The following is a 26,889-nucleotide window of genomic DNA, read 5'->3' as shown; positions in this document are numbered from 1 at the left end:
GGCTGCGGCTCGGAGGCGGGCACGGCTTCCGGCACGGGCACAAGCACCGACCCCGAGGCAGGCACGGGCGCCGGCACCGGTGCGGCTACCGGGACCGGCGCAGGCGCGGACCTGAGCGCCGCCGCAGGCTGTGGCTCGGGCGTGGGCGGCTGGGGGGTCTGGTCGGCCCCGTCGCCCGGCTTTGCCGGCTCGGTCTGGTCCGTCTTACCGGGAACGGACGTCTTCGGCGCCGCGCTGTCGGACTCGGCGACCGACGCCTGCTCGGTCTCGGCGCGCGGAACGGTCGCCTCGGGCTTCTCTTCCGTCTGCTCGGTCATACCGACTCCCCCGGTTCCGCGATGCGGTCGAGCTGTTCGCGCAGGAGCATCGCGATCCCTGTCTGCTGCATGGGCTTGGGGCTGTCCGCGGTGAGAGCGACCAGGACATTGCCCTGCTGGGCCCCGCAGAACATCGAGTCCAGCTTCTCGTCCTTGTTCGTGGGCAACAGGAAGCAGCGGGCGTCCTTGTGGCCCTCGATCCGGGGCCCCTCACGCAGGACGTCGCCCAGTGCGTCGAGGAACTCGTTCTGGTACTCGGTGATCCCCCGCGCCGCCGCCTTGTTGTCCAGCTGCGCGAGCTCGACGGTCACCGTGGAGGCCTTATCCGTGTAGACGGAGGAGAGCTGGTCGGTGCTCAGGTAGCTGCGCATCGCGATACCCGTGAGCCGTTGCTTGTCGATCTGCTTCTCCAACGCCTTGCGCTGACTACGGGGCAGCCCGGTCAGCGACTGCTTGCGCAGGGCCGTGGCCTCGGCACCGCTGAGCTGGGCGTCGTACCCGTACTCCCCGATGTCCGGCCCCCGGCTCCACCCGTCGGCGCCGTACGGCACCAGCATCGACGCCAGCCCCTTCGCCGCGGCCGCCTTCTCCTGGTCCGCCCCGCCCTTCGGGAACGTCCACACGGGCGCGCCCGCGTCACGGTCGGCGCCGTCGACGGTGATCACGGTGTAGCCGACCCCCGCGACGACCGCCACGGCCAGCACCGCGGACCCGATCACCGCGGCGATACGGCCACGGCGCGCCGGCTTCTCGGCAGGCGCGGCAGCCACGGGGTCGCCGGCGACCGTGAGCTCCGCGGGGCCGACCTCGCCCACCTGCTGGTTCTCGCTCTCGTTCACAGCTTCTTCACCTGCCGCTCCGCCAGGTCCATGATCTTCGTCTTCGGGATCGGCTTGGCGTCCCAGACGAAGACCTTCATGACGATGTCCCCCCGCCGGGCGATGGCCGTGGCGTTGTACTGCGGCAGATAACCGGGCTTGGTGTCCGGCTTGGTGTGGACGTAGGCCATGCCGTTGTCGCTGCCCGGGACCGCCCAGCTCTTGGTGCCGCCCTCGGCGTCCTCGTAGTCCTTCTCGTCGTCGGCCATGTAGGAGGCCTGCAACTCCTCCTCCTGCCGGTACTGGATCAGGCGGATCTCGACACCGTAGGTACTGCCGACCTTCCAGCCCGTGTCGGCCGCACGGCGGAACTCGCCGGCGACGAGTTCGCTGAACGCCCCGGCCGGCTTCTCGTACGTCTCCGCCATGTCGGCCAGCGTCATCCAGCCGTCGATGCCGGCCCACTCGGCGCCCTTGGCCCCGCTCGGCTTCTTCAGCAGGAGCTTGCGCAGGTCGCCGTCGGTCTTCACCCGGCGGTCCTGGGCGGGGGACAGCGGTTCGGGTGCCGGGCCCTTGGCCTGGACGAGCGTCGGCTGGGAGAGCGAGGACAACTTTGTCGGCTCGCGGTCGGCCTGGATCAGGTAACCGGTACAGCTGCCGGCGACGACACCGAGCACGGCTGCGCCGGCGATCAGCATCGTGGTCCGTCCACGGCGGCGCGGCGACCGGCCTTCCACCGGCGGGTCCGCCGCCAGGGCCGGTGTCCCTGTTTCTTCTGCTACTTCGGGCACTTGCAAGACATCCCTCACACCCAACCTGAAGCGCGCATGCCATATACACGCGCACAGGTGACTCGTGATCGACGGCCGGAGTTGTAGCCGCGCTGGTTACGATTCGGCCATGGCGAAGAAGCTCGTGATCAAGGTGACCGCCGGGGCCGACGCCCCCGAGCGCTGTTCACAGGCGTTCACCGTGGCGGCGGTGGCCGTGGCCAGCGGGGTGGACGTCTCGCTGTGGCTGACCGGGGAGTCGGCGTGGTTCGCGCTGCCGGGGCGGGCGGCCGAGTTCGAGCTGCCGCACGCGGCGCCGCTGCCCGACCTGCTCGACTCGATCCTCGCGGGCGGCCGGCTCACCCTGTGCACCCAGTGCGCGGCCCGTCGGGACATCACCGAGAAGGACGTCATCGACGGCGTACGGATCGCGGGGGCGCAGGTCTTCGTGCAGGAGGCACTGGCCGACGGTACGCAGGCGCTCGTCTACTGAGTGCGGGGAGTGCGAGGCGGCCGCGTCACCCCGGCGGCGTCTCCCCGGCCGGATCCGCCCGTCAGGCCGTCACGTCGAGCGCCCGTCCCTACTGGCTGTGGAATACCGCCCGTTGGGCAGGGCACGAGAAGAACTCACCGACAGCGCCCTCGTCCTGTCACAGGTGATCGACAATCTCGCGGTCTCCTTGCCCGACGGGACTACTCTCACGCTCGACGGCCACCCGTCCGTCGACACCACCGCCGCTCTGGGGGAACCGACCGTATGCGCGCCCTGCGAATACTTCTGATCATCGCCGTGATTCTCGGCGGGCTGTTCGTCGCCGCCGACCGTCTGGCGGTCCACTTCGCGGAGGGCGAGGTCGCGGACCGGCTGAAGACGCAGGAGGGGCTGACCACGACGCCGAGCGTGGACATCAAGGGGTTCCCGTTCCTGACCCAGGTGGCCGGCGGTGAGCTCGACGACGTCGAGGTCGGGATGAAGGACTACGCCGCGGACACCGGGACCAGCGGGGGCACGATCCGTATCGACGACCTGAACGCCGCCATGAAGGGCGTCGCGTTCTCCGGCGACTACAGTTCCGCCACCGCCACCACGGCCGCCGGGACCGCGACCATCGCCTACGACCAGCTGCTGAAGGCGGCGGGGTCCGCGGAGGCCCAGCTTCCGCTGGGTGTCACCGCCAAGGTCGTCGGCCTCTCCGACGGCGGGAACGGCAAGATCAAGGTCGACATCAAGTTCAGCGCCCTGGAGAAGCCGGTCTCCGTGCTCAGCACCGTGAGCGTCGTCGACGGCGACACCGTGCGGGTGCACGCCGACTCGATCCCCAGCTTCGGGAACATCACCCTCGCCGACTCCGACTTCCGTTCGGTCGCCGACTTCGACCAGAAGATCGAGGGCCTGCCGGGCGGTATCAAGCTCGACCGGGTCGAAGCGGGTGCGAACGGTGTGGAGATCGCGGTGAAGGGTTCGGACGTCAAGCTCGCGGGGTAGGACGAGCCGGGCAGGACGAACGACAGGCCGGACGCCGCGCGTCCGACAGGCGAGACGGTGACGTCCGTACCGTAGATGTGATGACGACTACACGCGCCCGGGAACCGTGGGACCACGGCCCGGGCGCACTTCTGGTCCCACATCCCGGACGATCGTATCTCAGCATGCGATACACCGGTGACATGCCGGTATGTCCGTCCCTACGATCGACCACTATGAAGCGACAGGCGGATCTCACGAAGCGGCGGGCAGTAGACCTGTGCCGCGTCGCCGCCATGCTCTGTCGCCCCTTCTGAGCGGACGGCACCGACCTCCGCATCCCCCTGCCCTGGACTCTCAGGCATCCGTGCGCCCCGCGCACCCTTCCGCACGCCCCGCCGCAACTGCCCCGGAGGAGAAAGAGCATGAGCCGCAGCGACGTCCTGGTCGATGCCGACTGGGTCGAGGCCAACCTCGACGACCCCAACATCGCGATCGTGGAGGTGGACGAGGACACGTCCGCCTACGAGAAGAACCACATCCGCAACGCGATCCGCATCGACTGGACCAAGGACCTGCAGGACCCGGTCCGCCGCGACTTCGTCGACCAGGAGGGCTTCGAGAAGCTCCTGTCGACCAAGGGCATCGCCAACGACACACTGGTGATCCTCTACGGCGGCAACAACAACTGGTTCGCGTCCTACGCCTACTGGTACTTCAAGCTGTACGGCCACGAGAACGTCAAGCTTCTCGACGGCGGCCGCAAGAAGTGGGAGCTGGACGCCCGCGAGCTGGTCGAAGAGGTGCCCGAGCGCCCGACGACCGACTACAAGGCCAAGCCCCAGAACAAGTCCATCCGCGCCTTCCGTGACGACGTCGTCGCCGCGATCGGCTCGCAGAACCTGGTGGACGTCCGGTCCCCCGACGAGTTCTCCGGCAAGCTGCTCGCCCCGGCCCACCTGCCGCAGGAGCAGTCGCAGCGTCCGGGCCACGTCCCGTCCGCGCGCAACATCCCGTGGTCGAAGAACGCCAACGACGACGGCACCTTCAAGTCGGACGAGGAGCTCAAGGAGCTCTACACCGAGGAGCAGGTCGACCTCGCCAAGGACACCATCGCGTACTGCCGCATCGGTGAGCGCTCGGCCCTGACCTGGTTCGTGCTGCACGAGCTGCTCGGTGTCGAGAACGTCAAGAACTACGACGGCTCCTGGACCGAGTACGGCTCCCTGGTCGGCGTTCCGATCGAGCTCGGCGCCAACAAGTAAGACACCCCGTCCAACCCGACCGGCCTTCCTTCCGGTCAGACCCTTCTGAATCTGGAGAAAGACATGTGTGGAGCGAAGGCCGGCGGCCCCGACGCCTCGACGATCAAGCCCGGTGAGACCACGATCCAGGGTCAGGTGACGCGTGACGGCGAGCCTGTGGTGGGTTACGTCCGCCTCCTGGACTCGACCGGCGAGTTCACGGCGGAGGTCCCGACCTCCGCGACGGGCCAGTTCCGCTTCTACGCGGCCGAGGGCACCTGGACCGTCCGCGCCCTGGTTCCGGGCGCCACCGCCGACCGCACGGTCGTCGCCCAGCAGGGCGGCCTGGCCGAGGTCGCGATCGCCGTCTGAGGCAGCCGACCAGCTGATCGGCCGAAGGGCCGTACCCCGGATCACGGGGTACGGCCCTTCGGCCTTGCCGGGCCTACATTGGACGTATGCTGGCACGCCGACGTCATGTCTACTTCGCCATGATGGGCACCTGTATCGGGCTGTTCGTCCTGGCCTGGGGAGTCGTGCGGCTCTGGTCGATCCCGGTGGCCGTGGGGATGTGCGTGGTCGCCATGGTGATCCCGCCGGTGGCCGCGATGGTCGCCAACCGGCGCGGACCCGACGACCGCTGGTGGGACGACCCCTCCGGCGACCCCAAGTCCGACGAGTGGTGGGACGAGCTGGACGGGAAGCGGCGGCGGCAGTAGGAAGGCGGGCAGGTCCTTCTCCGCGCGGCTGTCCACCGTGGTCCTCAAGGAGCCGAACTGGACGTCCCGCCGGTCTGGCCCACGCGCAAGCCCGGCGACCAGCAGATGATGCCGCACCTCGACGTCGAGGTGGACGATCTGGAGGCCGAGACCGCGCGGGCGGTGACGGAACGGGCCCGGCTCGCCGAGCACCATCCCCAGGACGACGTACGGGTGCTCTACGCCCCGTCCGGGCACCCGTTCCGCCCTGGACCGAGACGCCCCCGCCGACGCCCCCGCCGACCTAGCCGATCGCCCGGCCCAGCACGTACACCGCCGGGGCCGCCGCGGCCAGCGGCAGGGCCACGCCGGCCGTGAAGTGCACGAAGCGGGAGGGGTAGTCGTAGCTCGCGACCCGGTGGCCGATCAGCGCGCACACCGCCGCGCCCGCACCGAGCAGGGCGCCCTTCGCGCCGAGGCCCGTCATGCCGCCGACGGCGATGCCCGCACCCGCCGCGGCGAGCAGCGAGACGACCACGGAGGCCGGGGTGGGCAGGGGCAGCGCGCGGGCCAGGACCGCCACGGCCACCGCGGCCGCGCCGACCGTCACCGCGTCCGGGTCCGCCGCGAGGTGGCCGGTGGCGACGATCGCCAGGGCCGCCGAAGCGACGGTCGCCATCAGGCCGTACATCCGCTCGTCGGGGTCGGCGTGCGAGCGGAGCTGCATGACCAGGCTGAGCAGGACCCAGACACCGAGGGTGCCGAGGATCGCCGCGGGCGCGTTCTCCCGGCCGGCCGTCAGCAGGGCCGCGTCCGCGACCAGCGCGCCGAGGAACGCCAGCGCGATGCCCTGCCGGGCGGGCCACATGCCGTTCAGCCGGAACCAGCCGGCCGCGGTGACGGCCTGGAGGACGACGAGCGGTACCAGGAGGGCGTACGACCCGACGGCCGCCGCACCGGAGAGCAGCAGGCCGAGCAGCGCGGTGAGCGCGGCGGGCTGGATGCCGGGTTCGATGATCGGGGACCGGCCTTCGAGCCGGGCACGCTGGGCATCGGTGACGCGGGCGTTGCCGGCGACGGTGGCGGGGCCGTAGCCGGAGGAGTCGGCCCCGGGGGCGGCGGGTGCGGGAGCCGTCGGCGCGGGTCCGTAGGCGCCCGGACCGGGAGCACCTGCCGGGGAACCGTAGGGGGCGGAGCCGTAGGGGGCGGAGCCGTAGGGGGCGGAGCCGTAAGGGCCGGGCGACGGTGCCGGGGCGCCGTACGCGCCGGGGCCCTGTCCGGGTGCGGCGGCCCCCTGCTGCCCCGCGCCGTATCCCTGGGCCTCCGCGTCGTACGTCTGCTGGGGCGGATACGCCGTCTCCGCGGCCCCCGCGGCCGGTGCCTGGACCTGGGTGTCCCAGGTCTGGCCCTGCCACTGCTGGGTGTACTGCTGCTGGGCGGCCTGCGGGTCGTCGTACTCCTGCTCCTGCTGGGCCGGCCAGCCCTGCTGCGAGTACGGGTCGTAGCCCTCGTACGGCTGGTTCGTCATCGTCACCCTCCTGCGAACGGCGGAAGCACCTCGACCGTGCCGCCGTCGGCCAGCCGTACCGTCTCATGTCCGCGGGTGCCCACGGGGTCACCGTCGACGAGGAACGAGCATCGCCGCAGGACGCGCACGAGTTCACCCGGGTGTCGCTCGCGCGCCGCGTCCAGCGCCTCGGCGAGGGTGGCCGCGTCGAACGGCTCCTCGGCGATCCCGGCCGCGGCCTTCGCGGCGGCCCAGTAGCGCACCGTGACCTTTGGCATCCGCTTCCTCAATCGTTCGGTGGTGTACGGGGCCAGGCTAGCCGCCCGCTGTGACAGCCCAGTCCCCGATCCGGCCCAGCAGCTCGTCGCCGACCGCGTGCTCGGCGTGACCCATGGGCTCGATCCACAGCTCCCCGTGGTCGCCGGCGGCCTCGGCGAGCATCCGCGGGTGGTCGAGGGGGAAGTACCCGTCGCGGTCGCCGTGGACGATGAGCAGGGGGGTGGGGGCGATGCTCGGGACCGCCTCGACCGGGGAGAGCGGGACGGGGTCCCAGTCGCGGTGGTGGATGCGCGTACGGAATCCGTAGCGGCTGACCAGGCGGCCCGAGGGGCGGGTCACCAGCCAGTGGAGCCTGCGCATGGGGGCTGTGCCGCGGTAGTACCAGCGGGCCGGTGCGCTGACCGAGACCACCGCGTCCGTGTGCGCGTCCGTGCCGGCGCTGGTCTCCAGGCGGTACAGCGCCGCGTGCCGCAGCACCACCGAACCGCCCATGGAGAAGCCGACGGTCGCCACGCGCGCGTGGCCGAGTTCGCGGGCCCACGCCACCGCGGCGGCCAGATCCAGCACCTCGCGGTCGCCGACCGTCGAGCGCCCGCCGGAGGCTCCGTGGCCGCGGAAGGAGAACGTGACCACGCCGCCGTACCGCGTGAACGCCTCCACCACCCGGCGAACATGAGGGCGATCCACGTCGCCGGTGAAACCGTGCGCGATCACGAACACCAGGTCACGCGCGGGTGGCCGGGAGGCGTCGTATACGAAGGAGGGCGGATCGTATACGGAATCGATCGTCACGCCGTCGTCGGTGTGCAGAAACGTCCGTATAGGTGCAGGTCTGCGCGTCTCAGAGTGCGGACTCACGATGGAACGAGCCACACGACCTGCCGGATCAATGCTCATGTGGGCTATTCTCGTCGGAACAGGACTCGGGCAATGCAGCCCCCGGGTCCTTTTGTGCTTTCGGATACCCCTGTATACGAAGCCATGACCTCGCGGGACCGAGGAGGAACCAGACATATGAGTTCTCTGCTGCTCCTGACCAATGCCCTCCAGCCGTCGACGGAGGTGCTTCCGGCCCTCGGCCTGCTCCTGCACAACGTGCGCGTGGCTCCGGCGGAAGGCCCCGCACTCGTCGACACCCCCGGTGCCGACGTCATCCTCATCGACGGACGCCGTGACCTGCCCCAGGTCCGCAGCCTGTGCCAGCTGCTGCGCTCGACCGGGCCCGGCTGTCCGCTCATCCTCGTCGTGACCGAGGGCGGCCTCGCCGCCGTCACCGCCGACTGGGGCATCGACGACGTGCTCCTCGACACCGCCGGTCCGGCCGAGGTCGAGGCGCGGCTGCGTCTCGCCATGGGCCGGCAGCAGATCGTCAGCGACGACTCCCCCATGGAGATCCGCAACGGCGACCTGTCGGTCGACGAGGCGACCTACTCCGCGAAGCTCAAGGGCCGGGTCCTGGACCTCACCTTCAAGGAGTTCGAGCTCCTGAAGTACCTCGCCCAGCACCCGGGCCGCGTCTTCACGCGCGCGCAGCTGCTCCAGGAGGTCTGGGGCTACGACTACTTCGGTGGCACCCGAACGGTCGACGTGCACGTACGACGGCTGCGCGCGAAGCTCGGCCCCGAGCACGAGTCGCTGATCGGGACCGTCCGGAACGTCGGTTATCGATTCGTTACGCCCGAGAAGGGCGACCGGGTCAGCGACGAGGCGAAGGCCAAGACGGACCGGGCAAAGACGGAGGATGTGGACGAGAGCGTCGCCCTTGAGGACGTAGAGGCGTAGCGGGCCCCGAGCATGGGCATGGCTTCGGCACCGACGTACTCCCGTATGCCGCTCGGCGGGAGTGCAGGGACCTCCTTCATGCCCTGCCCAGAGCGGGTTTATCCGCGTAGACTCCGCGCGTGGCCAAGGTAACCAGGGATGACGTGGCGCGGTTGGCGGGAACGTCCACCGCCGTAGTCAGCTATGTCATCAACAACGGACCCCGGCCGGTCGCCCCGGCCACGCGCGAGCGTGTCCTCGCCGCGATCAAGGAGCTGGGGTACCGGCCCGACCGGGTCGCCCAGGCGATGGCGTCCCGGCGCACCGATCTCATAGGCCTGATCGTGCCGGACGCGCGCCAGCCGTTCTTCGCGGAGATGGCGCACGCGGTCGAACAGGCCGCGTCCGAGCGCGGCAAGATGGTGCTCGTCGGGAACTCCGACTACATCGGCGAACGCGAGGTCCACTACCTGCGGGCGTTCCTCGGGATGCGGGTCTCCGGGCTGATCCTGGTCTCGCACGCGCTGAACGACAACGCCGCCGCCGAGATCGACGCGTGGGACGCCCGGGTCGTGCTGCTGCACGAGCGGCCCGAGGCGATCGACGACGTGGCCGTCGTCCTCGACGACCTCACCGGTGCCAAGACCGCCGTCGAGCACCTGCTGGGCCATGGCTACCCCTACGTGGCCTGTATGGGCGGTACGGCCGACACCCCCTCCGTCGGCGACCCGGTCTCCGACCACGTCGAGGGCTGGCGCCAGGCCATGGAGGAGGCCGGACTGCCGACCGAGGGACGGCTCTTCGAGGCGCCGTACAACCGCTACGACGCGTACCAGGTGGCGCTCGGGGTGCTTTCCGGGCCCGATCGGCCGCCCGCGGTCTTCTGCTCCACCGACGACCAGGCGATCGGCCTGCTGCGGGCCGCGCGCGAGCTGCGCATCGACGTGCCGGGGGAACTGGCGGTCATCGGGTTCGACGACATCAAGGAAGCCGCGCTCGCCGATCCGCCGATGACGACCATGGCGTCGGACCGGTCGGCGATGGCCCGGGCCGCGGTGGATCTGGTGCTCGACGACGGGCTCCGGGTCGCGGGGTCCCGACGGGAGCGGCTGAAGGTGTTCCCGTCGAAGCTGGTCGTGCGGCGCTCCTGCGGCTGCGAGTGAGTTTCTGAAGACCGTCTGAGAACACCTGGCCGGAGGCCGGCGGCGGCTTTATATCGGGCATACGAGGTTCTGCCGGGCTTCTCAGCCGGCACTCAGGAAGCTCTCATGGTCGCGGGACAAGCTTTTTGTCATGACCGAGAGCTTCCGCCGCGACGGCGAGTACGAGCAGTACGAGAACCCCCACCAGGGCGCCCAGCAGCAGCACGCTTCGTCGCCCGTGAACCCCGAGTGGCCGCCCCCGCCGGCCCAGCCGCCCACGACGCCCCCGCAGCCGGTCGTCGAGCCGACCACCGTGTGGCCGGGACACCAGCAGCCCCAGGCGCAGCCCGCCGCCTTCGCCTCCGGGGGCGCCGGCTCCCACGGCGGCGACGGCGATGGCGGCGGAACCGCTCTCCTCACCGCGGCCCCCGCGGAGCCCGGCGCACCCGCCCCCGCTCCGAAGAGGCGCACCCGCGGCCCCCTCGCCCTCCTCGCCGCCGTCGCGATCGTCGCCGCGGCGATAGGAGGCGGCACCGCCTACGGCATCCAGGAGCTGACCGGCAACGACACCGTCGCCTCCAGCAGCACCAGCACCAACGTGGTGCCGTCCTCCGCCAAGGGCACGGTCGCCGGGGTCGCCAAGGCGGTCAGCCGGAGCATCGTCGAGATCAACGCCACCTCGAACGCGGGGGAGTCCACCGGCTCCGGTGTGATCATCACCAGCGGCGGCGAGATCATCACCAACAACCACGTCGTCTCCGGCGCCTCCACCATCAAGGTGAGCACCAGCGACGGCAAGTCCTACACCGCGAAGGTCGTCGGCACCGACAGCAAGAAGGACCTCGCCCTCATCAAGCTGGAGAACGCCTCCGGCCTGAGCCCGGCCATCCTCGGCAACTCCGCCGGCGTCCAGGTCGGCGACCAGGTCGTGGCGATCGGCTCCCCCGAGGGCCTGACCGGCACCGTGACCAGCGGCATCGTCTCCGCCCTCAACCGGGACGTCACCGTCTCCACGGACGAGGGCCAGAGCCAGGGGCAGGGCGGCGGCAGCGGCCAGTGGCCGTTCGAGTTCGGCGGGCAGCAGTTCAACGGCGACACCGGCTCCTCGACGACGACGTACAAGGCGATCCAGACCGACGCGTCCTTGAACCCGGGCAATTCCGGCGGCGCGCTGATCGACATGAACGGCAACATCATCGGCATCAACTCGGCGATGTACTCGGCCAGTTCGGACTCGTCCACGGCCGGAAGCGCGGGTCTCGGTTTCTCCATCCCGATCAACACCGTCAAGTCCGACCTGACCACGCTGCGGGCCGGCGGCACCGACAGCTGACCCCCTGACCCTCGCGAGGAGTACGTCGTGATCAAGCAGGTTTCGCACACGGTGGCCGGCACCGACCCGGCCGGAATCGCCCTGGCCCTCGACGTGGCGTACGCACTGCACGCCCCGGCACCCCGGGCGCCCGAGGTGGCGTCCCCGGCGGTGGCCCGCCGCGGGGCGACCGCCGCCCGCAGCCGCCGCCGTACCGTACGCGGCTGACCCCCCGCACAGCACGTCCTTCAGCGCCGGCGGGGAACCGTGCGAGGCTGAAAGCGCTCACTCCCTTCAGTCCCCGTTCTCCGACCGCACCCGAGGAAACCCCAGCCATGAGCCCCGCCGAAGGCGACCGTGACCCCCAGCGCATCCTGATCGTCGACGACGAGCCGGCGGTGCGCGAAGCACTCCAGCGCAGCCTCGCCTTCGAGGGCTACGACACTGAGGTCGCCGTGGACGGAGCCGACGCCCTCGACAAGGCGACCGCGTACCGGCCCGACCTGGTCGTCCTCGACATCCAGATGCCCCGCATGGACGGGCTCACGGCCGCCCGGCGCATCCGCGGCGCGGGCGACACCACCCCCATCCTGATGCTGACGGCCCGCGACACGGTCGGCGACCGCGTCACCGGGCTCGACGCGGGCGCCGACGACTACCTGGTCAAGCCGTTCGAGCTGGACGAGCTGTTCGCCCGGGTCCGTGCGCTGCTGCGGCGCAGCTCCTACGCGGCGGCGGCCGGGGCGGCGGCCGTCGACGACGAGGCGCTCACCTTCGCCGATCTGCGCATGGACCTCGCGACGCGTGAGGTCACCCGGGCGGGGCGGCCGGTGGAGCTGACCCGGACGGAGTTCACCCTGCTGGAGATGTTCATGGCCCACCCGCGCCAGGTGCTGACGCGTGAGCAGATCCTGAAGGCGGTGTGGGGCTTCGACTTCGAGCCCTCCTCCAACTCCCTGGACGTCTACGTCATGTACCTGCGCCGCAAGACGGAGGCGGGCGGTGAGCCGCGGCTCGTGCACACGGTGCGGGGCGTGGGGTACGTGCTGCGGCAGGGTGGCGCGGAGTGAAGAGGCTCGTACGGCGGTACCGCTCCCTTCCGATCCGGTCCCGGCTGGCGCTGCTGGTGGCGGCGGCGGTGGCGTTCGCGGTGGCGGCGGTTTCGGTGACGTGCTGGTTCATCGTGCAGGGGAAGTTGTACGACCAGGTCGACGACGACCTCACCAAGGCTTCGATGAGAATGCCGGGCCAGCTCCAGGACGCCCTCAACAACTGCACCGAGACTCCGTATGGCAGCGGGGTCTTCCGCAACTACTCCCAGCTGGTCCAAGAGAACGGGACCGTCTGCATCCTCCAGGACTCCGTGGCAGCGGTGAAGGTGACCCAGGCCGACAAGGACGAGATCAAGCACGGGGACACCGGCAAGATCTACTATCGGAACGGGAGCACCGGCGACGGAACCGATGTCCGCATCCTGACCCGGCCGCTGGGCCCTACCCGCACATCCACCGGCGAAGCCGGACCCAACGTGGGCCTCGTCGTGGCCGTCTCCCTCAAGAGCACCCAGGACACCCTCAACGACCTCGCCCTCATCCTCCTCCTCGTCTCCGGCATCGGAGTCCTCGGTGCCGGGGCCGCGGGTCTCTTCGTGGCCCGGGCCGGTCTCCGGCCCGTCGACAAGCTCACCGAGGCCGTCGAGCACGTGGCCCGGACGGAGGACCTCGGCATCCGCATCCCCGTCGAGGAGGACGCCGAGGACGAGGTCGCCCGGCTGTCCCGGTCCTTCAACTCGATGACGAGCTCCCTCGCCAGCTCCCGCGACCTCCAGCAGCAGCTCATCGCCGACGCGGGGCACGAGCTGCGCACCCCGCTCACCTCCCTGCGCACCAACATCGAACTCCTCACCCGCAGCGAGGAGACCGGCCGCCCCCTCCCCGAGGCCGACCGCAAGGCACTGCTCGCCTCGGTGAAGGCACAGATGACCGAACTGGCCGCCCTGATAGGAGACTTGCAGGAGCTGTCCCGCTCGGAGGGCCAGCGCGGCGAACGGGTGCAGGTCGTCTCGCTGGAGGACACCGTCGAGGCGGCCCTGCGCCGGGCACGGCTGCGCGGACCCGAGCTGACCATCAACGCCTCGCTGGAGCCCTGGTACACCCGCGCGGAACCGGCCGCTCTGGAGCGCGCGGTGGTCAACGTCCTCGACAACGCGGTGAAGTTCAGCCCCGGGGCCGGCACCGTCGAGGTGCGGCTCAGCGACGGCGTGCTGACCGTCCGGGACCACGGCCCCGGCATCCCCGCCGAGGAACTCCCGTACGTCTTCGACCGCTTCTGGCGCTCCCCCAGCGCCCGCGCCCTGCCCGGTTCCGGCCTCGGCCTGTCCATCGTGGCCCGCACGGTCCAGCAGTCCGGCGGCGAGGTCACCCTCGGTCGCGCCGAGGGCGGCGGCACCATCGCGACCGTACGACTGCCGGGGGCGCCGACTCCGCCACCGGAGGGTCCCGCCGTCGCGCAGTGACCGCAAAGCTGTCGATGTCCTGTCAACACTCACGCGTTCTCGACCCTACTCGCGGGTTCTCTGCCAGCTTCCTGAGTCGTCGAACAGGTGCCCCACGCATCTGTCCTGAGCACTCAGGAGTGAAGAACCCCCCATGCGTTCGTTTCGTACATCGACTCTGAAGAAGAGCCTCCTCGCCGCCGCGTCCGCGGCCCTCGCCGTCACCGGCCTGCTGGCCGGCGCCGGGGCCGCGCAGGCCGCCGGTCCCGGCGGGGCCCAGAACGTCCGGGGCGTGGACCCCGGGAACACCGACGTCATGCTGGACCGGCTGTGCGGCCAGGAATCCAGCCTCACCGGCGTCTACGGCGCGCTCAACGTCGACACCGGCGAGTTCAAGACGCGGGACGAGTACCTGCGGGGCGTCGTCGGGCTGTGGGTGCCCGCCGGGCCGTGGGAGCTGTTCCGCGGCTGGTGCGGGTACGCGCAGGCCTCGACCTGGTCCGTGAAGGGCGAGCCCGTCCGCACCTCGGAGTGGACCGGCAACCACGGCACGACCGAGGACAAGGTGACCTTCGTCAGCGGGTACAGCACCAAGACCTTCGCCAAGAAGAGCGTCGGCGCCAGCATCAGCCTCTCCCTGGCGAAGAGCATCTTCTCGGGCACCCTGGGCGGCAGCGCCGGCTACGAGTGGGGCTGGGAGAAGACCTCGTCCTTCGAGCGGCGCAGCGAGAAGTCCATACCGCCCTGCACCCAGGTCGCGACCACCTGGACGCCGTACCAGCGGGTGGTCCGCGTGAACCCGGTGTTCTACGTCGAGGACTACCAGTGGAACAAGGGCGACGGGGACGTCACCGCGCACACCTGGCGTGGCCGGGACGCGAGCTGGAAGACGATCTACTCGTACGGCTACTACATCGACGGCATCTCCGACAAGCTCCTGCCGAACGGTCAGCCGGACGGCCGTGAGGACAAGTGGCAGGAGAACCTCGACCCGAAGTCCTGCGCCAAGTAGGCGAATTCAGGCGGCAACCTTCCGTGCGGGGGCGGCGACTGCTCTGGTGTCCCTGCCCCCGCACGGAACGGATTCCCCCCATGGCCCAGCATCGCCGACGCCGAACCACCGCACTCGCCCTCGGTGTTCCGCTCGTCCTGACGGCCGCCGGAGGGCTCGCCCCCGGCTTCCTGCCAGGCACCCAGCCCCAGGACCTCCGCCGCCACCACCGCCGCCCCCGCCTCACCCGCCTGGGCCACCGCCACCGCGGACGGCTTCGCCTCCGTCGACGCGCTGGGCCAGAACGGCACCTACGGCGGCCGGGACGGTCAGCTCGTCACCGCGAGGACGCTCGCGGACCTGGAGGTCTACATGAGGAACTCCTATGTCGTCGGCAACGTCGACTTCATCTTCGGCCGGGCCACCGCCGTGATCGACAAGTCCGTCATCACGCTGAAGAAGCGCTGGAACGGCACCTCGGCCGGCTACGTCACCGCGCCCAGCACCGCCGCGAACCGCAAGGGCATCCTCATCGCCGACTCGACGGTCAACGGGGACGTCTCCTCCGCGAGCTTCTACCTGGGCCGCCCCTGGCACGCCGGCGGCGACACGACCCTCGACCCGCAGACCACCGTCCGCGACACGTCGTTGAGCGCCGCGATCAAGTCCACGCCGTGGACCGACATGAGCGGCTTCTCCTGGAAGGACGACCGGTTCGCGGAGTACAAGAACACCGGCGCGGGCTCGGGTGCGGCCTCCTCCGACCGGCCGCAGCTGACCGACGCCCAGGCCACCGGCCAGGAGATCGCGTACTGGCTGGGCGACTGGACGCCGAGCACGGCCTGATCTGCCCGGCTCCTCTGTCAGTGCCTCGATCTACGCTGGTTGTCCGGATCGAACAGGACTGACGGGGGAGCGGAAAAGTGATGCGTATCGAGAGGCATCGGGTCGGCGAGGCAGCCGTTTCGGCGGTGCGGAAGGACTTCGCGAACAGGATCGGTTCGCAGGTCCACTCCATGTCCAAGGCCGGCCCGGTGACGGCGTGGGAGTGGTGGCTGATCGCCCAGGAGTTCGTCGAGTACCTCGGCGCGCTCTCGGTGGAGACTCCCGACCTCCACTCCCCCGAGGCCAAGGCGGTCCTGGAGGACGCCGCCGAGGCGGCCGCCGGCGCGGTGGCGTACGCGGCGTACTTCCCGCGCGACCACTTCGAGGTCTTCCTCACCTACCCCGACTGGGGCCTGGTGTACGACCGCGAGCCCGGCGGCACCCCGGAGCCGGTCACCGCCGCCAAGTGGCTGGACGCCTTCTGCCTGGCGATCCTCGTCGAGAAGGCCCAATGGCACGGCGAGGCCTTCCACTTCGCGCGCGAGGTGCCCCAGCAGGGCCGCTCCGGACGCCCCGACACCGAACTGATCAACGGCTTCATGGCGTACGTCATCGGCGACACCGGCGACGACGACGCCGACCGTCCGCCCTCCCGGGAACAGAAGCTCACCGCGCTCGACGCGGCGCTCGACCGGGTCCGGGCGCTGGAGAAGGAGACCGGTGAGCGGCTCGCCGACCAGCCGTACGGCATCGGGCTGAAGGCGCTGCGCGCGCTGACCGCGGGCGACCGGGAGGGGTTCGGCGAGGCGGTCGTCCGCCTGCTGAGGCCGCTGACCGGCACCCCCGGGCCGGGAGCCCGGCCGGGCAGTCTCCTCCCCCTCCTGCCGATCGCCCTGACGGCGCTGGCGTACCGCGACGAGGGCTGGCCGCCGGCCGTCGACAGCGACTATCTGCCGGACGCGCTGGTCACCGGGTTCAGGGCCACCCCGCCGCGGGTGGGGCCCTACGGCCGGGACCGCCGCCCGGACGCGGTGGCCGAACTCGCCGCGGGAGTGGTCGAGTTCGGGCGGGCCCTGGAGCCGCGCCCCCTGGACCCGGACAGCGAGGAGCAGTTCGAGCGGTACACCCGCGACGCCGTCACCCCGGTGCCGGGCAAGTCGCTCACCACCTTCGAGCTGGCCTACGCCGTCACCTATCAGGAACTCCTCTTCCGCACCCGGGCCTCGCACACGCCCGACGCGAGCGACGCCCAGCTGCGGAACCTGCGGCTGGCCGCGGAGCTGGGGGCCGCGCTGTTCCGTACGACGCTGGCGGAGCCCGGCACCGACGTGCCGGTCACGATCGACGGCAGGACGGTGACGTACCCCGCCTGCCGGGACGAGGACGCCGGGCCGGGGGCGTGGCACCGGGCGGTGCACCTCGCGCTGATCACGGGCCGGCGGGAGCATCTGGCGCCGCTGGTCCTGGCGGGGCCGGAGCGGGTCGGCCAGGACCGCTCCGTGTCGGCCTCCTACCGGCGGGCCCTGCACGCCTATCTGCGCGGCGAGGACCCCGGACCGGCCACGGACCAGGCCCTGAGGGACGCCGGGAAGACCCGCGACCAGGGGTTCCTGCCGCCGCCCGCGGTGCTCTTCTCCCAGTTCGTCGAGGGCGACGAGGAGAGCTTCAACCTGGCTCTCCTGGACGCGCTCACCGCCCACCGCGACTACTACGCGGTCGCCGACCGCCCCTCCGACCCCGACGCCGCCCTCAGCCTCGACATCCTGGCCCTCGGCTGCCACGCGCGCCGGCGGGGCTGGGAGATCAGGGTGCGATCGCCGTATCTGCCGGCGCGGATCGTGGCGGCGGCCGAGCCGTTCTGACGTGTACAGACTGCGCGTCAGCGCCTGAGGGTCATCGTGTCGTCGGGCGGCTTCCTGAGGACCATCCTGTCCTCCGGGAGCGGGCCCAGCGGAATTCAAAGGCGGACATCTACGGACCGACCGCCAGCCCGGAGCCCTCGACACGCACCCGGATGCCGTCCTTCACCACGCGCACGTCCCGCAGGCGCAGCTCGCCGCTCGGTGGCTCGGGCAGCCGGAAGCCGAGGGAGAGGCGGTCGGCGAGGACCGGGCGGGTCAGGTGGGAGAGCGCGCCCAGGAGCGCCGGGTCCAGGCCCAGGCGGTCCAGGAGTTCGGGGTGGGCCAGGGCGAGGTCGAGGAGGTTCAGGCGCATGACCTGCCGTACGAACGCCGGGCGGCCGGTCAGGCGGGACAGCGCGGTGTCGGAGCGCTGCGCCTCGCGCACGGTGGCGTCGGGCACGCCCAGCGCCCGCACCAAGGACGGGACCGCCAGCACGGCCCGGGCCCTGTGCGCCTGTCGGGCCAGGGCCGCGGCGGACCCGGGCGTCAGGTGCAGGCCCTCCGAGGCACGGCTGCCCGGCCGGTAGGTCGCCAGGTCCCCGATGTCCAGGCGCATCCCGCCGATCCGGGTGTCGACACCCCGCTCCCCGTCGCGCGCCACGCGCACCTCGGCCCGCAGCCGCAGATCGTGCCCGGCGACCGGGAGCGTGCCGCGCACGGCGACCCGGTCACGGCCGGCTCCCCTGAACGTCACCTGGGACGCGCCGAGTTCACGGTTCATGTCGGCGAAGGAGAGCAGGGCGTCACCGTGCACTTCGGGAACGCGCGCCCCGCGTACGGAGGTCGGCCCGTCGCCGAGGAGCCGTAGGTCATGGGCGGTGGCCGACACCGCGGCCAGCGTGACCCGGTCGGCGGCCACGTCCGGGACGGTCACCTTCACCGAGTCCAGCCGCCCGCCCACGAGTTGGGGCAGGAAGGGGAAGCCGCCGATCTCCACCTCGGGCGCCGCGGTCAGCCGCAGGCGGTCCTTGAGGGTGTCCGCGGCCCGGTGCTCGGCGTAGAGGACGGCCCAGCGGTCGGCGAGGGTGAGGAAGGCGGCCAGGACCAGCAGGGCGGCGACCGTCTTCAGCGCGAAGGGCAGGCCCGTGAAGCGGCCCCGCCGACGCCTCCGCCCGGTGCGGCGGTGGGTGGTCGGCGGGGCCGGAGGCTCTTCGTACGGGACGTCGTACGGGTGGGGATGCGTGGGTATGGGGTGGGGGGAACGCATCGATCCATCCGATCATGCGAACGCCCCCCACCCGCAACCCGCTCCGGGCCGGTGCGACTCAGCTCACGATCTACTGAACGACCGTGATCCGGTTCGCGGCCGGCGGCGCGATCGGGCTGCCCGCCGACGAGTTGGCCGTCAGGTAGTCCACGAGAGCGGCGAGGTCGTCGCCGCCCACGAGGTCGTTGGTGCCCTGGCCCAGCGTGGTGAAGCCGTCGCCGCCGCCCGCGAGGAAGCTGTTGGTCGCGACGCGGTAGGTGGCCGCCGGGTCGACGGCCGTGCCGTTCAGCTTCACGGAGCCGAGGACGATCCGCTCCGCGCCGGTCTTCGTCAGGTCCAGCGTGTACGTGAGGTTCGCCGACGGCTGCAGGATCTTCGGCGAGGCCGTGTTCGATCCGCTCACCTGCTCCTGGAGGACCTTGATCAGCTGGGCCCCGGTGAAGTCCTGGAGGTTCACGGTGTTGGAGAACGGCTGCACGGTGAAGCCCTCGGCGTACGTCACCACCCCGTCCCCTTCGGTCCCCTTGGCCGCGTAGGTCAGGCCGGCCCGGACCCCGCCCGGGTTCATCAGCGCGAGGTCGGTCCCGGCGTCGAGCGACTTCCCGTACGCGAGCTGCGCGTCGGCGATCAGGTCGCCCATCGGGGACTCGGTGCCGGTGTTCGGGACGTCGGCGGAGATGTAGCCGATCGCGCGGTTGCCGATGGGCGCCGCGAGCGTGTTCCACTTGCTGATCAGCTGGGTCATGTCGGGCGCCTTGGCGACGGTCCGGGTGACCACGTGGTTCGCGGACTTCACGGCGGTGCGGGCGATGTCGCCGGTGAAGCGGTCGTACGTCAGCGTGGTGTCCGTGTAGAGGCGGCCGAAGGACGCGGCCGAGGTGACCATGCGGGGCTTGCCCGACGGGTCGGGGATCGTGCAGACGTACGCCGCGTGGGTGTGGCCGGTGACCAGCGCGTCCACGGACGGGGAGATGTTCTTGGCGATGTCGACGATCGGGCCGGAGATGCCGTCACCGGCGCCCGGGGAGTCACAGTTGTAGTTGTACGAGCCCGAGGCGGGCTGGCCGCCCTCGTGGATGAGGGCCACGATCGACTTGACGCCCTGCTTCTGCAGCACCTTGGCGTACTTGTTGATCGTCTCGACCTCGTCCTTGAACTTCAGGCCCTTGACGCCCTCCGCGGAGACGACACCCGGGGTGTCCTCCAGGGTGACGCCGATGAAGCCGACCTTGACGTCCTTCTTCTTCCACACCCAGTACGGCTTCAGGATCGGCCTGCCGGTCTTCTCGTCCAGGACGTTGGCCGCCAGGTACGGGAAGTCGGCGCCCTCGAACTCCTGGTCCGTGTAGCAGCCGGCCGTCGGGTGGCAGCCGCCGTTCTGCAGCCGGGCCAGTTCCTTCGCGCCCTCGTCGAACTCGTGGTTGCCGACGCTCGTCACATCGAGGTCGAGCTTGTTCAGCGCCTCGATGGTGGGCTCGTCGTGGAAGAGTCCCGAGATCAGCGGCGAGGCACCGACCATGTCACCGCCCGCCGCGGTGACGGAGTACGGGTTCCCCTTGCGCGCCTCGCGCAGATGGGTCGCGAGGTACTCGACGCCCCCCGCGTCGATCGTCTTCGTCGTCCCGTCCGCCTGGAGCTCGCTGACCCGGCCGGAGGAGCCGGACGGCGGCTCCAGGTTGCCGTGCAGGTCGTTGAAGGACAGCAGCTGGACGTCCTGGTAGCGGCTCGGCAGCGGCTTGCCGTGCTGGTTGTCGTGCGCTCCCGCGGGCAGCGCGGCGGCGAGGGCACCGGCGGTGGCGAGACCGGCGGCCGCGGCGACCAGACGGTACGTACGACGTCTGCGGCGCACCGTGTCCGACCGGTGCGGCTGGGATATGGCTGGCATGCGCCCCCCTGGGCTTGTACTGGCGGGAGAGGAAGTGGCCCCGTTCGGGCGCAGCCTAGGGTCAACGCGCGTAGCGCGACAGGGGTTTCGCGGTTACATCCTGGTTGCTTCTTTGCCGCCGCTTTGCCCGGACCTCCCCTTACCCTCGTAGCCATGACCAGCGACGACATCGCACGCCCCGGCATCTCCCGCTCCATCGAGACCGTTTCGGCGCTCTCGCCGGACCAGACCGAGGCGGTCCTCGGGCTCCTCTCCGAGGCCGCGCACCAAGACGGGCAGCAAGCGGTGTCCGAGCAGGGCCGGCTGCAACTGCGGGGCGGGGCCCGCGAGGGCGTGTCCCACCTGCTCCTCTCCGTCGGCGACGAGCTGGCCGGTTACGCCCAGCTGGAGGACACCGACCCGGTGGAGGCGCCGGCCGCGGAGCTGGTCGTCCACCCCGCCCACCGCGGCCACGGCCACGGCCGCGCCCTGGGCTCGGCGCTGCTCGCCGCCTCCGGCAAACGGCTGCGGGTATGGGCCCACGGCGGCCACAGCGCCGCCCGCCACCTCGCCCAGGTCCTGGGCCTGACCCTCTTCCGTGAGCTACGGCAGATGCGGCGCCCCCTGACCGGGTTCGAGCTGCCCGACCCGGTGCTCCCGGCGGACGTGACGGTCCGAGCCTTCGTGCCCGGCGAGGACGACACCGCCTGGCTCGCGGTGAACGCGGCCGCGTTCGCCCACCACCCCGAGCAGGGCTCCCTGACCCAGCGCGACCTCGACGACCGCAAGTCCCAGCCCTGGTTCGACCCCCAGGGCTTCTTCCTGGCCTTCCGGGACGGCGAACTGGTCGGCTTCCACTGGACCAAGGTGCACGCGGCCGAACAGCTCGGCGAGGTGTACGTCCTCGGCGTCCGCCCCGGCACCCAGGGCGGCGGCCTCGGCAAGGCCCTCACCACGATCGGCCTGCGCCACCTCGCCGCCCAGGGGCTGCCGACCGCGATGCTCTACGTCGACGCCGACAACAAGGCGGCCGTCTCGGTCTACGAACGGCTCGGCTTCACCACGTACGAGACGGACCTGATGTACCGCACGGAGACGTGAGGACCGATGGAACTGAGCGAGCTCGTCGCCCTGGTCCTCGCCGACCTGTCGGCCGGGACCTCCGCCGCCCCGAAGGTGTCGTACACCCCCCTCGACGAGGGCCGGGTGGAGGTGCTGCTCCGGGACGAAGACGGCATGGGCGTCGGCTTCGGGGTCGACCCGGCCCGCCCCGAGGCCGAGGTGCTGTGCACGCTCGCCGACCGGATTCCCGACGCCTACGTCGAGTTGTACGCCGTCGGCCTGCCGGTCGTCCCCGGCACCCCGCGCCCCGCCCGGGCCGACGTGGTGGACGGAACAGCGGTCTGGACGGACCCGGCGGGCGGCCCGTGGTCCTGCCCGGTGGGCCGGTACGGCGACACCGGGCGGGCGGGAGGCCGGGCGTGAACTGACGTCGGCACCGGGGACGTCAGGGGGCCAAGGCGGCCCGGCAACGCCACCGTCACCGTCGGGACGCGATGCCTGATCCGACCGCCGCCCACTACGGTCGGGACGCCGGGCCCGGTCGGACGCGACGCCGGGCCCCGGGCCCGATCCGTCACCGACACCGACACGACCGGGACCTCGATCCGACGCCGGCCACCGTCACAGACAGGCCCCCGGCCCCGACCCGACACCGTTCCGATCAGGTCGCCGGACGGAGTCTGAAGCCGCGCACCGGTTCCACCGTGCAGGCCGCTCCCAGCAGCGCCGCGGCCGCCAGCAGTACGGCCCACCGCATGTGCGCCGCCTGCCAGTTCGGGTCTCCCACCGCGACGAACAGGTCCCAGCGGGCGGGGAGCAGGAGAGGGGCGAGGAGGCCGAGGGTCAGGAAGCCGGCCGCCACCGAGGGTCCGGGTTCGGGTTCGTCGGTGAAGCGGACCGCCACCGCCGCGGCGGCCACCGCGAGGACGGCCGTCGCCGCGGCCTCCAGGGTGACCGCGCCGACCGGGGGGCGGCCCGGTGCGGGGACGAGGGCCACTGCCGCCGTCCACCACAGCGCGGCGACCGGCGCGACCAGCGCGACCCGCAGCCCGCTGCGGACCCAACGCCGGGTGGGGACCGGGGTGGTGAGCCGGCGCGCCGGGTCGTCCAGGAGGAAGGCCAGGCCCAGGGCGAAGACGAGAGCGGCGGCCCGGAGCAGGGTGAGGCCGAGCCACGCGTCGGGCGTGGCGGACAGCAGCCGTGGCAGACCCACGATCAGCAGCCCCACGACCGCCCCGGCACCGACCGCCCGCCACGGCACGGTCCGTGCCACGGCCGCCAGCAGCGCCCCGCGGGCGCCCCCGTCACTCCTCCGCACAGTCCTTCGCCCCCTTCGGCACCTCGGTCCCCAGCACCCGCGCCACCCGGGCCGTCGAGACCCCCGGCGCGGTCAGCTCGGTCCAGTGCCGCCTGACGGAAGCGGTCACCTCGCCGCGCGGTCGGTGCAGCAACTCCCGTACGACATCGGTCTGTCCGGCCGTCATGGACAGCCCGCTGGTCGGGGCGAGGACGTACGCCGACCCGGTCACGCTGTCGTCGAGGCGGACGTTCGCGAGGTCGGCCATCGGGTGCGGGTCCCCGCCCAGGGCCAGCCACATCGCGGTGACCACCCGGCCGTCGCACAGCTCGCCGCCCTTCGACTCGTCACCGGCGACCAGCACATAGGCGACGCCGACCGCGAACTCGGGAACCCGGTTGCCGCCCCACCGCGTGCCGACGGTGACCTGGTACGGCGTGGTGAGCGGATCGATCGCCGAGTCGCCGCCCAGGCCGTAACGGGCCTCGACCCGCTGCCGTACGAGAAGGGGCTGCCGGGCGGCCGTACCGCCGGCCAGGGACTGGACGCGGTCCACGACCCCCGCCCAGTCGCCCGCCCGGACGGACCACTCGGGGAAGGCGCAGTACGTCGAGCCGCCCCGCCGCACGCACGACTGGTCCCGGTGCGGGGCGACCGAGGCCTGTTCGCGGGCCGCGGTCAACTCCGGTGACGCGCCCCCGGCCTGGCCCACCGCGCCGGCCAGCGTCAGCGCGAGCGCGCCCGCCGCACCGGCCTTCAGGGACAGTGTCCGGCCGCCGCTCGCCAGGACCGCGCAGAGGGCGAGCAGCAGGATCAGCCCGGTCAGATACAGCGCGTGCCAGGCCGCCGGGCGGCCGATGAGGTCCGAGGGGAGGACCGTGTTGCCGCCGTCCTCGCCCACGATCGGGGGCAGCCACCGGGTCCACTCCGCGTCGTTGGTGCCCGCGGAGACGAACACGCTGAGGACGAAGAGCCCGATCACGCCGACCGGCGCCGCGAACGTGGACGGGACCAGCCGGGCGAGCAGCACCCCGAACGCGCCGCACAGCAGCACGTACAGGGGGCCGACGGCCAGTTCGGCCGGTGATCCGTGGCCCACCGCGCCCGCCCTGAGGGCCTGCCGGGTGAACTCGCCGAGCACGACCAGCGCGGTGACGGCGGCGAAGGGCGTCACCGACAGCACGTGCGCGACCGTCCGCCGCCACGGCTCCATGACCAGCACGTCGAACTGCCGGTCGGTTCCGCGTTTGCGGGAGCGCAAGGTGCACCGGTTGACGCACACGAACAGGGCGATCCCCAGCAGCAGGGGCCCGGCCTGGGTGGCGCGGTCGGCGTCCTGGAGGGCGGGGAAGGCGTCCATGCCGTCGTGCTGGTGGAACAGGGTCCAGGCGGCGTAGCCGACGTACAGCACGAGGGTCACCAGCACCGGGATGTACCGCAGCAGGTCGCGTGCCTCGAACCGGGCGAGGGCGAACACGGCGGCCCAGGCGCGTCGTTGATCGTCTTCGGGTACGGCGGCGGACTCGGCCGGCGTCTTCGTCGCCAGGCTCATGCGGTCGCCACCTCCGCGTCCACGTCGTCCAGGGTGAGCAGGTAGCCGTCCTCCAGGGTGGGTTCGAGGAGGTCGGCACCGGCGGGCGGGTCGCCGACGTTGCGGAAGGAGCCGGTGCCGGTGCGCCAGCCCGCCTTGGCGCCCGGGGCGCGTTCCGTGCTGCTCCACACCCGGCCGGCCGCGCGGGCGGTGAGTTCGGCGGGGGTGCCCTCGAAGAGGATGCGGCCGCGGGCCATGACGAGGACCCGGTGGCAGAGCATCGCCACGTCCTCCGTCTGATGGGTGGACAGGAGCACGGTCCGCCCCTCCCCCGCCTGCGCGATCAACTCCCGGAACCGCATGCGCTGTTCGGGGTCGAGGCCGACGGTCGGCTCGTCGAGGACCAGGAAGCCGGGGTCGCCGACGAGGGCGGCGGCCAGCGCGACCCGCTGCCGCATCCCGCCGGACAGCTTCTTGATGCGCTTGGCTCGTACGTCCCCGAGGTCGACCTCCTCCAGCACCCGCCGCACCTCGCGGTGGCGTGCGGTGCGGTCGCTGAGCTCCTTGAGGATCGCCACGTAGTCGACGAACTCGAAGGCGCTGAAGTCGGGCTGGAGGCCCGGGCTCTGCGGCAGATAGCCGAGCGAGCGCCGGACCTCCTGGCGGCCGTGCGAGCTGCCCGGGTCATGGCCGAGGACGGTGAAGGAGCCACGGTCCGCGGGCACGGCGGTGGCGAGCACCCGCAGCAGAGTGGTCTTCCCGGCTCCGTTGGGCCCGAGCAGCCCGGTCACGCCCGGCGTGAGCCGCAGCGACACGTCGTCGAGGGCGCGGGTGCCGCCGTAGCGGAGATGAAGCCCGGAGGCGGAGACGGTGGCGGTCATTCGGCGCTCCCGTTGAAGAGGTCGAAGCGGTCACGGAGAAGGAGGAGCAGCCCGGCGGCGAGCGCTGCGACGGCTCCGGCGACGCCCTGCCCGGCCGCGGTGAACGGCGCGAGCGGATCGGCGGCCGTCTGCTGTGCGGCCTGCGCGGCCACCAGTACGGCGATCCAGGCGCCGCCGACCAGGGACGGGGCGAGGACGGGGCCGAGCCTCGGGGTGAGGGCGAGGCCGGCCGCGGTGAGGGCGAGCGCGGGCAGCAGCCAGGCCAGGGCGCGCAGGCCGTAGCCGGGCAGGGCGAGGGTGGCGAGCCCGTTGAGGCCGAGGCCCGCGACCAGCACGGCGAGCGTGCGGATCATCAGCAGCCGGAAGCCGTGCAGAGGCGCGACGACCGTCATCTCGTAGGTCGGATCGAGCGCCGGGCCGTAGGACAGCGCCACGCCGGCCAGCGGCAGCAGCGGGGCGAGGGCGAGGAACAGGGTCGGCGAGTCGGTCGTGTGCACCGCGCCGACGGTCGCCAGCAGCAGGAACACCACGGCCGCCAGCCAGGAGCGCCTGAGCACCGGCGTGGCCGCGAGCAGCCGCGCGGTGTGGTCGGCGATCCCGACCCGGGTCAGCAGCGACTCGAACCACCCCGTCCGGGGCGCGTCCAGCTCGGCGTCCAGCCGCTCCCACCCGGCGTCCAGCACCACCGGGTCGGTGACACCGGCCAGCAGCCCCCGGCACTCTGCGCAGGCGGCGAGATGGGTGTCGGCGGACCAGAGCAGGGGGGCGGCCAACTCGCCCCGGGCATAAGCCCGCAGATCCTCTTCGGCCACATGCCAGGTCATGCCGCCACCTCCTCGACTCGTCCCTGTACCGGAGCACCGTGCGCCCCGGGCCCCGTTCGCCTCCGCGGTCGTCCGTCGCCACTCACGCGAGGGCCTCCCTCAGCTGCTTGCGGGCTCGCATCGCCCGGGTCTTGACCGTGCCGGGCGGGATGCCCAGGAGGACGGCGGCCTCGCGGGTGGTGAGGCCGTCGATCACCGTCGCCTGGAGCACCGCCCGCAGCTCCGGAGACAGCCGGACGAGGGCGCCCGCGAGGTCCCCGTGCTCCACCCCCGCGAGCACGCGTTCCTCCGCTGACACCTCGTCCCGGTGCCGCAGGTGGGACAGGGCCTGCCTGAGCCGCCCCCGCGCCCCGTCACCGCGCAGCGCGTCGATCAGCCGCCGCGAGCCGATCCGCCACAGCCACCCGGCCACATCGCCTTCCTCGCGGTAGCGCGCGGTCCCCCGCCACACCGCGAGGAACGTCTCCTGTACGACGTCGTCGACCACGCCCGCGTCCGCGCACCGCCCCCGCAGCCGGGCGAGCAGCCAGGGCGCGTACCGCCGGTACAGCTCCTCGAAGGCACGCCGGTCGCCGTCCGCCGCGATGGCCCGCAGCAGATCCCCGTCGCTTCTCGTTTCCCTCACGCCCCTTCATCGGACGACCCCCGCCGACCGGTTCACATGGCTTCGAAGAAACCACGCTTGACTTTCATGACCAC

At 71.9% G+C, this 26,889-nt stretch carries 28 protein-coding genes and 2 pseudogenes; 17 read left to right on the top strand and 13 right to left on the bottom strand.

Annotated features, from left to right (window positions below):
* The 3 genes and pseudogenes from H293_RS50710 to H293_RS0137640 form a co-directional block, all read right to left on the bottom strand.
* Nucleotides 1-317, bottom strand: a pseudogene (locus tag H293_RS50710) (hypothetical protein); the annotation flags it as partial.
* Nucleotides 314-1,156 carry a hypothetical protein gene (locus H293_RS0137645; protein ID WP_020122960.1) on the bottom strand — a complete coding sequence of 281 codons (843 nt, stop codon included), beginning with the start codon at nt 1,154-1,156 and terminating at the stop codon, nt 314-316. The gene H293_RS0137645 and the pseudogene H293_RS50710, both read right to left, overlap by 4 nt.
* Nucleotides 1,153-1,833, bottom strand: a complete 681-nt coding sequence (locus H293_RS0137640; protein WP_020122959.1) for a hypothetical protein — start codon at nt 1,831-1,833, stop codon at nt 1,153-1,155. Before H293_RS0137640 ends, H293_RS0137645 begins: the two co-directional genes overlap by 4 nt.
* Before the next feature lie 202 nt (nt 1,834-2,035).
* Between H293_RS0137640 and H293_RS0137635 the strand changes: the two genes are divergently transcribed.
* The 6 genes from H293_RS0137635 (at nt 2,036) to H293_RS58635 (ending at nt 5,690) form a co-directional block, all read left to right on the top strand.
* Nucleotides 2,036-2,398, top strand: a complete 363-nt coding sequence (locus H293_RS0137635) for a DsrE family protein (RefSeq protein ID WP_020122958.1) — start codon at nt 2,036-2,038, stop codon at nt 2,396-2,398.
* Nucleotides 2,399-2,662: 264 nt separating this feature from the next.
* Nucleotides 2,663-3,391 (top strand): LmeA family phospholipid-binding protein, encoded by a 729-nt coding sequence (locus tag H293_RS0137630; protein WP_020122957.1) that lies wholly within the window; start codon nt 2,663-2,665, stop codon nt 3,389-3,391.
* A 404-nt stretch (nt 3,392-3,795) separates the two neighbouring features.
* Entirely contained in the window at nt 3,796-4,635 is an 840-nt protein-coding gene (locus H293_RS0137625) for a sulfurtransferase (RefSeq protein ID WP_020122956.1), read from the top strand.
* Nucleotides 4,636-4,698: 63 nt separating this feature from the next.
* The gene (locus tag H293_RS0137620; RefSeq protein ID WP_020122955.1) at nt 4,699-4,986 is read left to right on the top strand and encodes a DUF1416 domain-containing protein; all 288 of its coding nucleotides are present in this window, start codon (nt 4,699-4,701) and stop codon (nt 4,984-4,986) included.
* Between the two features lie 86 nt (nt 4,987-5,072).
* Nucleotides 5,073-5,333 (top strand): DUF3099 domain-containing protein, encoded by a 261-nt coding sequence (locus H293_RS0137615; RefSeq protein ID WP_020122954.1) that lies wholly within the window; start codon nt 5,073-5,075, stop codon nt 5,331-5,333.
* Between the two features lie 105 nt (nt 5,334-5,438).
* Entirely contained in the window at nt 5,439-5,690 is a 252-nt protein-coding gene (locus H293_RS58635; protein ID WP_397895968.1) for a VOC family protein, read from the top strand.
* On the opposite strand, the gene H293_RS0137610 is transcribed toward H293_RS58635, so the two are convergent.
* Genes H293_RS0137610 through H293_RS0137600 form a run of 3 tightly spaced genes read right to left on the bottom strand, consistent with a single transcriptional unit; the run spans nt 5,617 to nt 7,995 of the window.
* The gene (locus H293_RS0137610; RefSeq protein ID WP_020122953.1) at nt 5,617-6,840 is read right to left on the bottom strand and encodes a hypothetical protein; all 1,224 of its coding nucleotides are present in this window, start codon (nt 6,838-6,840) and stop codon (nt 5,617-5,619) included. The two genes, H293_RS58635 and H293_RS0137610, sit on opposite strands and share 74 nt — an antisense overlap.
* Nucleotides 6,841-6,842: 2 nt before the next feature.
* Complete coding sequence (locus tag H293_RS0137605) at nt 6,843-7,097, bottom strand: MoaD/ThiS family protein (protein ID WP_007382997.1); 255 nt, start codon at nt 7,095-7,097, stop codon at nt 6,843-6,845.
* A gap of 37 nt (nt 7,098-7,134) precedes the next feature.
* The gene (locus H293_RS0137600; RefSeq protein WP_028808533.1) at nt 7,135-7,995 is read right to left on the bottom strand and encodes an alpha/beta hydrolase; all 861 of its coding nucleotides are present in this window, start codon (nt 7,993-7,995) and stop codon (nt 7,135-7,137) included.
* Between the two features lie 117 nt (nt 7,996-8,112).
* On the opposite strand from H293_RS0137600, the gene H293_RS0137595 reads away from it, so the two are divergent.
* The 9 genes and pseudogenes from H293_RS0137595 (at nt 8,113) to H293_RS0137555 (ending at nt 17,485) form a co-directional block, all read left to right on the top strand.
* Nucleotides 8,113-8,880, top strand: a complete 768-nt coding sequence (locus tag H293_RS0137595; protein ID WP_020122951.1) for a response regulator transcription factor — start codon at nt 8,113-8,115, stop codon at nt 8,878-8,880.
* Nucleotides 8,881-8,999: 119 nt separating this feature from the next.
* On the top strand, nt 9,000-10,022 hold the full coding sequence (locus H293_RS0137590) for a LacI family DNA-binding transcriptional regulator (protein WP_078612781.1): 1,023 nt from the start codon (nt 9,000-9,002) through the stop codon (nt 10,020-10,022).
* 130 nt (nt 10,023-10,152) lie between these two features.
* Entirely contained in the window at nt 10,153-11,334 is a 1,182-nt protein-coding gene (locus H293_RS0137585) for a S1C family serine protease (RefSeq protein WP_020122949.1), read from the top strand.
* Between the two features lie 27 nt (nt 11,335-11,361).
* Entirely contained in the window at nt 11,362-11,541 is a 180-nt protein-coding gene (locus H293_RS0137580; protein ID WP_020122948.1) for a hypothetical protein, read from the top strand.
* Nucleotides 11,542-11,648: 107 nt separating this feature from the next.
* Nucleotides 11,649-12,383: a response regulator transcription factor gene (locus H293_RS0137575; RefSeq protein WP_020122947.1), complete on the top strand. Its 735-nt coding sequence runs from the start codon at nt 11,649-11,651 to the stop codon at nt 12,381-12,383.
* The gene (locus H293_RS0137570; protein ID WP_020122946.1) at nt 12,380-13,828 is read left to right on the top strand and encodes a HAMP domain-containing sensor histidine kinase; all 1,449 of its coding nucleotides are present in this window, start codon (nt 12,380-12,382) and stop codon (nt 13,826-13,828) included. Before H293_RS0137575 ends, H293_RS0137570 begins: the two co-directional genes overlap by 4 nt.
* 133 nt (nt 13,829-13,961) lie before the next feature.
* Complete coding sequence (locus H293_RS0137565) at nt 13,962-14,819, top strand: hypothetical protein (RefSeq protein ID WP_020122945.1); 858 nt, start codon at nt 13,962-13,964, stop codon at nt 14,817-14,819.
* A gap of 345 nt (nt 14,820-15,164) precedes the next feature.
* Nucleotides 15,165-15,644 (top strand): annotated as a pseudogene (locus tag H293_RS0137560) (pectinesterase family protein); the annotation flags it as partial.
* Nucleotides 15,645-15,724: 80 nt separating this feature from the next.
* On the top strand, nt 15,725-17,485 hold the full coding sequence (locus H293_RS0137555) for an immunity 49 family protein (protein ID WP_020122943.1): 1,761 nt from the start codon (nt 15,725-15,727) through the stop codon (nt 17,483-17,485).
* A 109-nt stretch (nt 17,486-17,594) separates the two neighbouring features.
* Here the strand turns inward: H293_RS0137555 and H293_RS0137550 are convergent, their stop codons facing one another.
* Together H293_RS0137550 and H293_RS0137545 are read right to left on the bottom strand one after the other, a co-directional pair.
* Nucleotides 17,595-18,731, bottom strand: a complete 1,137-nt coding sequence (locus H293_RS0137550; RefSeq protein WP_020122942.1) for an LmeA family phospholipid-binding protein — start codon at nt 18,729-18,731, stop codon at nt 17,595-17,597.
* Between the two features lie 70 nt (nt 18,732-18,801).
* Nucleotides 18,802-20,616 carry a bifunctional metallophosphatase/5'-nucleotidase gene (locus tag H293_RS0137545; RefSeq protein ID WP_028808532.1) on the bottom strand — a complete coding sequence of 605 codons (1,815 nt, stop codon included), beginning with the start codon at nt 20,614-20,616 and terminating at the stop codon, nt 18,802-18,804.
* 153 nt (nt 20,617-20,769) lie between these two features.
* Between H293_RS0137545 and mshD the strand changes: the two genes are divergently transcribed.
* Together mshD and H293_RS0137535 are read left to right on the top strand one after the other, a co-directional pair.
* Nucleotides 20,770-21,696: a mycothiol synthase gene (mshD, locus tag H293_RS0137540; RefSeq protein WP_020122940.1), complete on the top strand. Its 927-nt coding sequence runs from the start codon at nt 20,770-20,772 to the stop codon at nt 21,694-21,696.
* A 6-nt stretch (nt 21,697-21,702) separates the two neighbouring features.
* Nucleotides 21,703-22,080 (top strand): hypothetical protein, encoded by a 378-nt coding sequence (locus tag H293_RS0137535; RefSeq protein WP_020122939.1) that lies wholly within the window; start codon nt 21,703-21,705, stop codon nt 22,078-22,080.
* A gap of 238 nt (nt 22,081-22,318) precedes the next feature.
* On the opposite strand, the gene H293_RS0137530 is transcribed toward H293_RS0137535, so the two are convergent.
* The 5 genes from H293_RS0137530 to H293_RS0137510 all read right to left on the bottom strand — a co-directional run bounded on the left by H293_RS0137530 (nt 22,319) and on the right by H293_RS0137510 (nt 26,815).
* Entirely contained in the window at nt 22,319-22,975 is a 657-nt protein-coding gene (locus tag H293_RS0137530; protein WP_020122938.1) for a hypothetical protein, read from the bottom strand.
* Nucleotides 22,962-24,506 (bottom strand): hypothetical protein, encoded by a 1,545-nt coding sequence (locus H293_RS0137525; protein WP_020122937.1) that lies wholly within the window; start codon nt 24,504-24,506, stop codon nt 22,962-22,964. The genes H293_RS0137530 and H293_RS0137525 overlap by 14 nt, the downstream gene beginning before the upstream one ends.
* A complete protein-coding gene (locus H293_RS0137520) occupies nt 24,503-25,366 on the bottom strand; it encodes an ABC transporter ATP-binding protein (protein WP_020122936.1) in 864 nt (287 codons plus the stop codon). The genes H293_RS0137525 and H293_RS0137520 overlap by 4 nt, the downstream gene beginning before the upstream one ends.
* Entirely contained in the window at nt 25,363-26,190 is an 828-nt protein-coding gene (locus H293_RS0137515; protein ID WP_020122935.1) for a cupin domain-containing protein, read from the bottom strand. Before H293_RS0137515 ends, H293_RS0137520 begins: the two co-directional genes overlap by 4 nt.
* Nucleotides 26,191-26,272: 82 nt before the next feature.
* Nucleotides 26,273-26,815: an RNA polymerase sigma factor gene (locus tag H293_RS0137510; RefSeq protein ID WP_007383017.1), complete on the bottom strand. Its 543-nt coding sequence runs from the start codon at nt 26,813-26,815 to the stop codon at nt 26,273-26,275.
* Between the last annotated feature and the right edge of the window lie 74 nt (nt 26,816-26,889).

This window comes from Streptomyces canus 299MFChir4.1 (assembly GCF_000383615.1).
GTDB classification, from domain to species: Bacteria; Actinomycetota; Actinomycetes; order Streptomycetales; family Streptomycetaceae; genus Streptomyces; species Streptomyces canus_C.
Note: the sequence above shows the minus strand (reverse complement) of the source record. Positions and strands in the feature narration are given on the sequence as shown.